This window comes from Microvirga sp. jy35 (assembly GCF_056148915.1).
In genome coordinates this window covers 1-3,391 of the sequence record NZ_JBWBEW010000098.1, presented here as the reverse complement: position 1 = coordinate 3,391, position 3,391 = coordinate 1, and the positions used below count along the sequence as shown (strand labels likewise).

Below are 3,391 nucleotides of genomic sequence, written 5' to 3'. Positions count from 1 at the left end.
AATGTCGATTGATGGCACGTTCTAGAAGTAAGCCGAATTTTTGTATATGGCGCGACAAGCAGACCTCCATCTGGTTCGTTCAACGTTACACTTTGACCCAAAGGCGACCCCCAACCTCATTGTTTTGAACTGTGACTTACTGGTAGGGCTGACGTCGTCGGCAGTAGGGCAGGAGCATGCCTCCCGTTAGCCCGGCCGCGCTGCGCAGCCTGGCCCGAGCCCGGCGGCGCATCTCCGACCGAGGTCGCCTGCGTTGCTTGATCGTTAGTTGAGGTATAGTCCACCTGACTTACCTGATGATATGATCAGGCCAACTCCCACCAGTTTGTGTCCTCAGCTTGACGATAGATCATCTGGCGGCTGCCCGGCCGCCGCCAGAACAACGACTTTTGCGCCAACTGGAACTCGCTTGTACAGATCGATGATGTCTTGGTTGAGGAACCGCACACAGCCGGACGATACCATCGAGCCGATCGACCACGGCTCTGTGGTGCCGTGCAGACGATAAAGTGTGTCCTGTCCGTCTCTGTAAAGATAGAGCGCGCGCGGCCCGAGCGGGTTCTCCGGCCCGCCATCCATGCCGTTCTCGTACTTGGCGTAGCGGTCCGGTTCCCGCCGGATCATGTCGCGGGTCGGCCTCCAGCGGGGCCATTCTGCTTTGCGGCCGACGATGGCGGTGCCCTGGAAGTTAAACGCCTCCTGTTTGCCGACGCCAACGCCATACCGAATGGCATGATTGCCCCCAAGGGTGAGATAGGCGAACCGTGTGGCAGTGTTCACCACGACTGTTCCGGGCTGCTCCCGCGTCACGTAAGGAACGATACGCCTCAGAAATCGGCTGTCGATTGCGGTGGTGTCTACGGCTGGAAGCGGGAACGGCTCTGTGACGATATCCGCGTACAGATCTGCATAGTGCGGATCTACCACGGGCGCAGTTGCGGACAACTGAGGCTTAGGCTGTGACGTGCACGACGCAAGCAAGGCAGAAGTCCCAAGGACGAACATGCGCCGGCTGATCATGGTGAATTCTCCACGCAACTACGGTAATAGAGGTTGTTTATGGCTTCGAATGACCCCTGCCGGGGCAGTAAAAAGTTGACGACGAGGGCCGAGGGATCGCAGCGCAAACAGGGTGGCTTACTGGCCCAACTCGGGTGACCAGCGCCGCGCACTGACGATCTGGAGAGCCACCGCAGCAAATCCGAGCCCTAGTCCAAGCCCGACCACTGCGGACCAGCCGCCCGCTTGCCAAGCCACCGTTCCGGATGCTGAGCCGAGTGCTCCGCCGAGGAACATGGATCCCATCAGGATTGTGTTGAGGCGAGCCCGCGCCTCCGGCTGCAATGCGAACACGATGCTCTGATTGGCGACCAAGGCTGCCTGCATGGCAAAGTCCAAGATGATCACTCCGAGGATAAGCCCCACGAGCGATCCTGACATACCGAAAACTATCCATGAGACGGAGGTCAAGGCAGCCCCTGTCAACACGATCCGAGTGGAGCCATGCCGGTCAGCGAACCGGCCAGAAACGGGTGCTGCGACAATCCCAATGGCGCCCACGATGCCGAACAGGCCGGCGATGTCTGCACCAAGACCGTAGGGAGGCTGCTCGAGGCGAAAGGCGAGGATGGTCCAAAAGAGTGTAAACGCCGCGAAGATGAGCGCCTGAGTGACCGCCGCAAGGCGCAGCGCCGGCAATCCAACCCAGAGATGCACGAGGGAGCGGATGAGCGCCCCATAGGAGTGCGACGTGTCAGGCCGGCTCGTAGGCAGGTAGAGCGCCATGAGACCGCCGGCACCGAGCGCCATCGGAGCACCCAGCCAGAACATCTCCCGCCATCCTACCTGGGCGGCTACGAGTCCGGCCAGCGTCCGACTCAGCAGAATGCCTGTGAGAATGCCGGACAAGACGACCCCGACGGTGGCACCGCGACGCTCGGGGGAGGACAGATGAGCGGCCAGGGGCACGATCTGCTGCGCGACTGTCGCAGCAAGGCCGACAATGAACGAGCTTGCGACGGCAAGAGCCGGAGTTGGCGCTATGGCGCAGAGCACGAGTGCGAGTGCCAGCGAACCGAACTGTACGACGATCAGCCGCCGTCGCTCGATCCGGTCCCCAAGGGGGACGAGCAGGACAAGTCCCAGCGCATATCCCAGCTGAGTTGCGGTAGGGATCATGCCTGTCAGCGAGCCGGGCATGTCTCGCTCCATCACACCGAGCATCGGCTGGTTGTAGTAGATGTTGGCGACCGCAATTCCAGCGGCTACCGCCATCGCGAAGATGGTTCCGCGTCCTAGGGTGGTCGGAGCGGTGAGATCCACCGGGGTCTGCGCGAGCATTGTACCTCTCCATCGGCTGATCCGGCGCGGGTTCATCCGCGAGCCAATGGGCATTAGACTATTCTATCTCGCAAAGAGCTGTAGTACCCTAGATTGATAGGCGACTATATCTTCAGGCGATAGAATGGACTTCCTGACACTCTCGGTATTTGTTGAGGCAGCCGGTGCGGGGAGCCTTGCTGCGGCTGCTCGGCGGCTGCGCATCGCCCCGATGGCCGCCACACGGCATCTCGCTGCTCTGGAAAGGGAGCTCGGCGTCCGCCTGATGCACCGGACAACACGCTCGCTGGCTCTGACCAGCGAGGGACAAACCTTTTTGCCTCATGCGCAGGCTCTGCTGGAAGAGCATGATGCCGCGCTGGCGAGTATGCGTCAGGCGGCATCGGGCGCATCAGGCCTCTTACGCGTGACGGCGTCATCCAGCTTCGGCCGCAAGGTACTGGCCCCTGCAGCGGTTGCCTTCATGAAGGCCAACCCTGACGTTCGCGTTGACCTTCTCCTGACAGACAGCGTCGTTGATATTGTGAGCGAAGGCCTCGACCTCGCTGTGCGGATCGCGAAGCTGAGTGATACGGGCTTGATCGCCCGCCGCTTGGCTCCCAATCCAAGGGGGCTCTTCGCATCACCGGAATATCTCAAAGCGAGAAGGCCGCCATCAACCCTGGCTGACCTGCGGAACCATGAGTGTCTAGCGATTACGGGCACCACCCATTGGAGCTTCAGCGGCCCCGATCGAACGGCAGCCGTGAAGATCGACGGCCGTTTCACGGCGAGTACCATCGAAGGAGTTTATCAGGCGTGCATCGGTGGGCTCGGTATCGCACTCCTCTCGGAGTGGATGGCGAAGGAGGGTCTCGCGAGCGGCGCACTCGCGGAGGTCCGGCTCACGGACGCAGCACCTGAGATGCTTGCGATCTGGGCCATCTACCCAACGCGACGGATGGTCCCGGCCAAGGTGAGGTTGTTCATTGATGCGCTCTCAAGCGCGTTGAATTCGGCGGCATAAGACCTCCGACTCGGCAGCAGGGAAGAACGACTGCTTCTGGCAGAT

General features: G+C 61.1%; 3 protein-coding genes. 1 reads left to right on the top strand and 2 read right to left on the bottom strand.

From position 1 onward, the window contains the following. Positions 1-333 precede the first annotated feature (333 nt). Together AC0QTX_RS27280 and AC0QTX_RS27275 are read right to left on the bottom strand one after the other, a co-directional pair. A complete protein-coding gene (locus tag AC0QTX_RS27280; RefSeq protein ID WP_474606924.1) occupies positions 334-1,020 on the bottom strand; it encodes a L,D-transpeptidase in 687 nt (228 codons plus the stop codon). Between the two features lie 117 nt (positions 1,021-1,137). Then, positions 1,138-2,340 carry an MFS transporter gene (locus tag AC0QTX_RS27275; RefSeq protein WP_474606923.1) on the bottom strand — a complete coding sequence of 401 codons (1,203 nt, stop codon included), beginning with the start codon at positions 2,338-2,340 and terminating at the stop codon, positions 1,138-1,140. A gap of 124 nt (positions 2,341-2,464) precedes the next feature. On the opposite strand from AC0QTX_RS27275, the gene AC0QTX_RS27270 reads away from it, so the two are divergent. Further along, a complete protein-coding gene (locus AC0QTX_RS27270; protein ID WP_474606922.1) occupies positions 2,465-3,346 on the top strand; it encodes a substrate binding domain-containing protein in 882 nt (293 codons plus the stop codon). Positions 3,347-3,391 lie beyond the last annotated feature (45 nt).